The sequence below is a fragment of the uncultured Cetobacterium sp. genome (assembly GCF_945952365.1).
Taxonomy (GTDB): Bacteria; Fusobacteriota; Fusobacteriia; order Fusobacteriales; family Fusobacteriaceae; genus Cetobacterium_A.
In genome coordinates this window covers 1-7,445 of sequence record NZ_CAMFHX010000050.1, presented here as the reverse complement: position 1 = coordinate 7,445, position 7,445 = coordinate 1, and the positions used below count along the sequence as shown (strand labels likewise).

Sequence of the window (7,445 nt, the reverse complement as noted above, 5' to 3'; positions counted from 1 at the left end):
GGTGTGGAGCAGGGGAAAAGGTGGAGATAACTTCAAATCCTTACCTATTGCTATACATCAATCACTCTCTAAAAATTGATTTCATTAATTCTACTCCAAACTTTAGCTTTCTTCCTATTTCTGATATTAAATACGCTATCAATTTTATTCTTGATAGAGATAAAGAGATGGCTTTAATAAATGAAGGACCATTAGGTAATCTCGAATTAAGAAAAGCTATTAAATCATCTTTAAAAAATTTAAATATTTCCACAACAATTGATAATATTCATATATTATCTGGAGCTCAACAAGGAATCGATTTAATTTCTAAAACTTTAGCTTTTTCTAAGGATAGTATTGTTCTAGAATCACCAACATATCTAGGTGCAATAAAATCTTTTAAATCTCAAGATTTTAATATTGAAACAATCCAGGTAGAAAAAGATGGTCTTAGTATTTCACAATTAGAGAAAATTTTATTGAAAAGAAAAATTAAATTTATATATTTAATGGCTAATTTCCAAACTCCTACAGGCATTAATCTATCTTTAGAAAAACGAAAAAAACTGCTGTATTTAGCTAAAAAATTTGATTTTTTTATAATAGAAGACGATTCCTCTTCTGATTTATATTATTCTCAATTTCCACCAATACCTCTAAAAGCTTTAGATAAAGATGATCGAGTTATCTATATTAAGAGCTTTTCAAAGATATTTATGCCTGGATTTAGACTTGGATTTATTATTGTCCCCAATGCTCTTTTAGCATCTTTTTTAAATAATAAATTTTTGAGTGACACAAATACTTCTAGTTTATATCAAAAATCATATGCTTTACTTCTAAATAATGGATCTATTGAAAAACATATGAGTTTTTGTAGAAAAAAATTAGCTTCTGTGAAAGCAGAAATAGTTAAAGAGCTCTTAAAAATCCGAGATATTAAATTTGAAATACCCTCTGGTGGATGCTCTATTTGGATTCAATTACCCGACAATATCTCTTCAAAAAGTATTTATAATAAATTACTTCGAGAAAAAATTGGAATTGTTCCAGGGGTAAATTATGAATTTGATAACTTTATAAAATTAAATTTCTCTCGAATAGAAAAAAAAGATATCCCCGAAGGAATATCTCATTTGAAATTAGCTATTGATTTTTTTCAAAAATTAAATCTAGGTGATTTGGAGTAATTTATAATTACTCCTTTATATTTTTTAAATTTTTATATAAAGAAAGTGCGTAGTATGTCTTAAAATCATTTGTTAGCTTTGGAATATTTTCCAATGTATGCCAGAAGCATTCTAAATCTTCACCCTCATCAAGTTGCTTTTCATAAACTTTTTCATTTTCTGATTTTAATTTTACTATATAGATATATAGCTCTTCTGAAGTATATCCTGGCGATAAAATAAGTGGTTTTTTAGGTTCGTATATAAGATCAAAGCTTTCAATCTCATAACCAGTTTCCTCTCTTACCTCTCTTTTTAATGTTTCTTTAGGATCTTCATTATTTTCTATTATACCCGCTGGGATTTCCAAAAGTTTTCCATTTACACCTGGACGATATTGTTCTACTAATAAAGCTTTATCTTCTGTCGAATTTAAGATTAATGCTGCAATAGCATTAGGTTTTTCTAAAAATTCAAGTTGGATATCTCTTGTTGGGTGTTTTTCGATTTTTACTTTTAAAAATTTTAAGTCATTTAGTTTCATAACTACTCTCCTATAATTCTTATAAATTCCTTTGGTGTAGGTGATACAAAGCTCATTGTTTTATTTGTTGTAGGATGCTGAATTCTTAAAGTATGAGCATGTAGCCCTAATCTTTTTAATATATTTGTTTGAGCTCCATATTTTTTATCTCCTACTACAGGGTGACCAATATCACTCATATGAACTCTTATTTGATTTTTTCTTCCTGTTTCAAGTGAGGCTTTTAAATAAGTATATTTTCCTTTTATTTTTTCAACTTTATAATTTGTTATAGCTAATTTTCCACCTGTTTTATCATCTTTAACAGAATATGTTGTAAAAGCTTTATTTTCTTTTAGATACGACTTTATTTGTCCTTTTTTCTCTTTTACAACGCCTTCAACAATAACAGCATATTCTCTTTCTAAGACTAATTCATTCCAATTTTCTTGAAGTTTATTTTTTATATCTTCCGATTTAGCAAAAATCATAACTCCTGAAGTATCTTTATCCAATCTATGTACAATAAAAATTCTCTCTTTTTTGTTTTTAGATTTTATATAATCCATTAATAATTTATAAGCTGTATTTTCGTTACTTTTCTTTTCTGTAGCAATTGATAGTAATCCACATTCTTTTTCTATTACTATAATATCTGAGTCTTCAAATAGAATTTTAATTCCTTTTGGTGTTTTATCATTTCTATTTTTTTCCCAACTTACTACTACTTCATCTCCTACAGCTAAGGCAAGATTAAATTGTCTCTCCACCTTACCATTTACCATTATTTGTTCTTTTGATAAAAGTGTTTTTATATTATTTTTACTTTGTTTTGTTAATTTTTCTATCAAAAACTTCATCAATTCATTTTTTTCTATTACTTTAAAATTCATAAATCTACCTCTTTTTTTATTTTTATTATAACATAGGTTTAATTTTATTGCGACAAATTGTCGTGTTTTAATTTTATTGCGACAAATTGTCGTGTTTTAATTTTATTGCGACAAATTGTCGTGTTTTAATTTTTTTATCCGGAAAATCCGGATAAAAAAATTGATTATTTTCCCTTTTTAAACTATACTATAATTATTAAAAAAGGAGGTGAGACACGTTACTTTTTTAAGTGACGTTAATTGATGGGGAAAATAATAACTATAAAAAATAATAAAGGTGGCGTTGGAAAATCAACTCTATCTAAAAATATTGCTCATGGACTTGCTATGCTCGACTACAAAACTGCACTAATAACCTCTGATGCTCAAAACGATAGCCTAATTCTTCTAGGCGGGTGGTTCGAAGGAGGAAAGGGATTCAAGTCTTTTGTTCAAAATGGGGAAGATATTAAAATTAAAATCAGAGAAAATTTAGACTATTTTCCTGTAGAAACAGATATTTTTGGAATAAATTTAAAAAATAAAATTAAAAAAGCATTCGAATCTTTAAAAAATGATTATGATTTTATTATTGTTGATTGTGCTCCTGTTTTTAATGTTCTTAATGATGTTATTCTTGATATCACAGATGAGATAATTATTCCTATAAAATTAGACAAATTGAGTACTGCTGGAATAACTAGATTAATTGAAAAAGCAGAGGGAAAGAAGATTACACAAATTGTTCCAAATTTATATAGAAACACTAAAATTTCTCGTGAGTATTTCAATAGTTTATCTAATTTCTTTAGCAATACAGGAGTAATACTTACTACTCCAATTCCAGAAAGTGTTATCGAAGAACAGCTTTCAGAAAAAGGAAAAACAATTTGGGAAACTCAAGCTAAAAAAGCAGAAGAACTTCAAAATTTATATGGAGAAATTATTGGAGGAATTATTAATGGTTAAAAAACTTAATGTGCTTGATCGTCTAAAACAGGATTCTTTTAAGAAAAAAGAAGCTACTATAACTCCTATTAGTGAAAAGAAAGAATTTGAAATTACTGTCATTGAAAAAGATTTTTTACCTGATACTGACGTTGTCTTCAACTATGATAATATTCAAGATTCAGAAATGAAAGTTGATCTTATGAGATATGAATCACTTCTTCACATAGCTAAAAGTAATTATCATACTAGAGCTGGTGAAATATTATTAGAAGCAAATGAAAAATATTCAAATAATAAAAGTGGAACTTTTGGAATTTGGCTAGAGCATATGAAAATTGGAAAAAAAACTGCTGAGCGTCTTATTAATAGATTTAAATTTATATCAAATCATTGTCTAACTCCTGATGACCAATTTTATTTTGAAACACTACCATTATCTTTAACATATGAAGTTTCTAGTCCACATGCAAATGAAGAATTGATAAATGCTGTAATTAATAGACAAATAAAAACTAGAAAAGAATATATTAATTTTAAAAATGAAAATAAAATTATTCCTCCAAAAAAAACAGATGTTCTTTCTATTGAGAAATTATTTGAAAAATTAAATTCAAATATTTCTATACTTATTGAAAATAAAATTGAGACATCTTCTATTGACTCAGATAAAGCTAAAAATATGTATGAAAAAATTGAACTTTTAAATAAAGAAATTAAAAATTTATTAATCGAAATTGAAAAAATAAATTAATATAACGTACGAAAGGAAAAAAATATGAAACTATTTAACTACTCAGATTTTTATTATGTTATTGAACATAATAATGAATATTTTGAATTTGAAATTGAAAGCGACTTTTTAGATTCAATTTCAGAAGAATTAGATCTTGAAGATTTTAATATTACTAATATGGAGGAAACTTCTGAAGGAATTTTCAATTTACTAATAGTAACTCCAAATGGCGAAGAGAAAATTTACGAATATAAATTATCTCTAGAAAGAAAAGAATATATTCTTTCTGTAACTGAATAACAAAAAATGGATTTATCTTTCTATTAAGATAAATCCATTTTTTTATACAACACTAACGTCTGTTAAATTAATGCCTTTATTTTTATAATACTTTCCTCTTCTTCATTATACTCTAAAACTAAATATAACTTTCCAAGTTCACCTTCAAAAAACTTTGTTATTCCTAATAATCTAATTATCTTATTAACCTCTTTTATGTTTTCACCTTCTAGTAAATCTAACAAATCTAGTTGGAACATAGACATATTTTTGTATATCTTTGTTATCTCTATATTTTTGGCCTCTTCTGCTGTATTTATTTCTGTAACTTCTTTTGCTTTTTCTTTTACTATTTCTAATTTTTCATTTTTAGACTTTTCTGCTGAAGAGCTTTGAATAATTTCTATGTTTTCTGTATATAATTTTTCAAAAGGTATACTTTCTACTTTTTTGACCTCTTCTGCTGTATATTTTGAGAGGTTTTTCATTAAATAATCTTTTATTATTTTATCTTTAGCTGCACTAAAGGCCATTTTCTGAATTTTTCCTTCTACACCGCACATAATTATATAATCTTTATACGCATCTTTTTCAATTTCAGATTTTATTTCCAATGAAGAAATATCCCAAAAATTCTTTACCTCTAATCTTTTATCCTCATCCGGTTCTTTCTCTTTTAAAATATCTGAATCTATTTCTAATAATTTTAAATTAACGCTTTTGGCCTTTTCTGATGTATTATTTTTTTGCTGTAAAATATACTCTTCAGCCCAGCCTTTTGATAGAGCTTGTATCATATAACTTCTTATATTACTAACTTTCTGAACTTTTATATACTCAGCTACAAATTTTATATGCTCAAATCCATATTGCCTTATTCCATCTTTTATTACTTTTGGTAAGGTTTTCAACTCTCTTGCTTTAGATGGCAATACCTTCAATATTTCTTCTAATTTTTCATTTGTAGGAATTCTATCTACAGTTTCAGCTTTTACGGCTTCAAAATGATGATTCCCATCATTTTTTAAATCTACACCACTATCTGTATGTGTTATTAATAAGTTATCAAAATGATTTTTATCATCATAAAAATATGTTTGTTTTAATTCGTTATGACTTTCATTAAAATAAAATTCAAATTCTGATTCCATCCACTTACTATTTTTTATAACTGTATAACTTTCTATTAAATTCATTTTTTTCAATTCTTGGCAACTTTTTTCTATAACTTTTATTGTTCTTCCAATTTTTTGAATATTTTCGCTTAACGGAATTCTTTTTATTAAATTTATAGATAAAACTTTAATATACATTCTATTAAATCTCAACTTATTAATTAGCATATATAATGCTCTTGTTATTGGATTATCCATACTTAAAAGCAGTTGAGAATCATATACTAAATATCCTTTTCTAATTATATTGTCATAAAAATGCTCTGATATAGATACTTTTATGACTTCTTTTATTCTTCTATCTGTAAATAACTCTTTTTCTGATTCTTGAGCTTGTTTTACTGAAATCATATGAATATTCATGATATTCGTGTTTATCTGTTCTTCTATTATTCCTTTAATTTTATTTGAATATAATGAATTCTTAAACGTATAACTTGTTTGCGAAAGTCTTATCAACGCTTTTGATATTCTTCCATAAAATCCTTTAAAAGAATCCTGAGCAATTCCCATATTTGTTAAAATTTCACTAATTGTTGTATAAAACATATTATTGTATCTTTTATCTCTCATTATTTTTAATAAAGCTATAAAAACTCTCTCTTCTAATTCTCCAGGAATATAATCACCTGATGTCGGGTTAACCTGGATATATGCCTCTTTAGATCTATTAAAAAAGTATCTTATTATTTGATTTTTTTTCTTACTTGTACTTTTAGTAAATAGTGGATATTCAATCATATTTATATCTATTCTTACTAAACTATGATTTTTTTCATTTTCAATTTCAGAAACATCTAAAAATTTTTCCACTATTTCACTTGGACCTGTATCTATAACTTGATTCATTGGAATCTCAAATTTTTTTATTTTTTTCATTTTCACCAGCCCTTAAATGTTGTATATTATTATTTTTTTTCCTTTTATATTGTATATATTACAATATAAGTAAAGCTTTTTCAAGAAATTTTACCACATGTATTGTATAAAAAATCCATATAAATTTATATTGGTTTAAAATAGTAAGCAATAACGGTTATTTTTAAAATAATATAAAAAATACAACAATAACGGTTATAGATATACAACATCTACGTCTTTTTTATACAACATCTACGTCTATATATATACAACACTAATGGTCATAGATATACAACATCTACGGTTATATTTTTTTAGGTTTAAATTTGATATAAAGCATTGATTTATTTAAGATAGATTATGATTTTTTCTTTTATTTTTTTCCGTACAACAATATAAACAACTATAAACAAATAAAACAACTATAAACAATTCTAACTTAAAATAAAAAAATTAGTATATATTAAACACTAAATTAATATTATATTTTAAATAAATTTAATTAACCAATTCAAATATATAAATTAATTTTTAAATTAAATATATGAATCCAATAATATTAATTAAAACTTCTTAATATATTTACTTAATATATAAAATTTTAATTTAAAAATACTATGATTCTAAAATAACATAATAATATTTTTCATAAAATATAATATTATTATCAATTAAAATTTCAACAACTTTAATTAAACTTAAATTTTTTATATTATATATTAAGAAGTAGTATTTTATAAAAAATAAAAAAAAGATAAAAAATAAAAAAAGTTTGTTGACATTAAACATTTTTTATGGTACTATTATTTTTGTCAGCAGCAAATGCTGATGCAAAACAAAATAGTTCGGAATATAGCGCAGTCCGGTAGCGCACCTGCCTTGGGAGCAGGGGGCCGCAAG

7 protein-coding genes are annotated in these 7,445 nt (G+C 25.0%); 4 read left to right on the top strand and 3 right to left on the bottom strand.

The window, feature by feature from the left end; translation table 11 throughout:
* On the top strand, positions 1-1,172 hold a 1,172-nt coding region (locus tag Q0O83_RS11555), incomplete at its 5' end, for a PLP-dependent aminotransferase family protein (protein WP_294097247.1).
* A 7-nt stretch (positions 1,173-1,179) separates the two neighbouring features.
* Here Q0O83_RS11555 and Q0O83_RS11550 read toward each other — a convergent pair.
* A complete protein-coding gene (locus tag Q0O83_RS11550) occupies positions 1,180-1,695 on the bottom strand; it encodes an NUDIX hydrolase (RefSeq protein ID WP_294097245.1) in 516 nt (171 codons plus the stop codon).
* Positions 1,696-1,697: 2 nt separating this feature from the next.
* Complete coding sequence (locus tag Q0O83_RS11545) at positions 1,698-2,567, bottom strand: RluA family pseudouridine synthase (RefSeq protein ID WP_294097243.1); 870 nt, start codon at positions 2,565-2,567, stop codon at positions 1,698-1,700.
* A gap of 243 nt (positions 2,568-2,810) precedes the next feature.
* On the opposite strand from Q0O83_RS11545, the gene Q0O83_RS11540 reads away from it, so the two are divergent.
* Genes Q0O83_RS11540 through Q0O83_RS11530 form a run of 3 tightly spaced genes read left to right on the top strand, consistent with a single transcriptional unit; the run spans position 2,811 to position 4,530 of the window.
* Positions 2,811-3,515, top strand: coding sequence for a ParA family protein (locus tag Q0O83_RS11540; protein WP_294097242.1), 705 nt, complete (start codon positions 2,811-2,813; stop codon positions 3,513-3,515).
* Positions 3,508-4,248 (top strand): hypothetical protein, encoded by a 741-nt coding sequence (locus Q0O83_RS11535; protein ID WP_294097241.1) that lies wholly within the window; start codon positions 3,508-3,510, stop codon positions 4,246-4,248. The genes Q0O83_RS11540 and Q0O83_RS11535 overlap by 8 nt, the downstream gene beginning before the upstream one ends.
* 24 nt (positions 4,249-4,272) lie before the next feature.
* Positions 4,273-4,530 (top strand): hypothetical protein, encoded by a 258-nt coding sequence (locus Q0O83_RS11530; protein ID WP_294097239.1) that lies wholly within the window; start codon positions 4,273-4,275, stop codon positions 4,528-4,530.
* 62 nt (positions 4,531-4,592) lie between these two features.
* Here the strand turns inward: Q0O83_RS11530 and Q0O83_RS11525 are convergent, their stop codons facing one another.
* On the bottom strand, positions 4,593-6,563 hold the full coding sequence (locus Q0O83_RS11525) for a hypothetical protein (protein ID WP_294097238.1): 1,971 nt from the start codon (positions 6,561-6,563) through the stop codon (positions 4,593-4,595).
* Positions 6,564-7,445 lie beyond the last annotated feature (882 nt).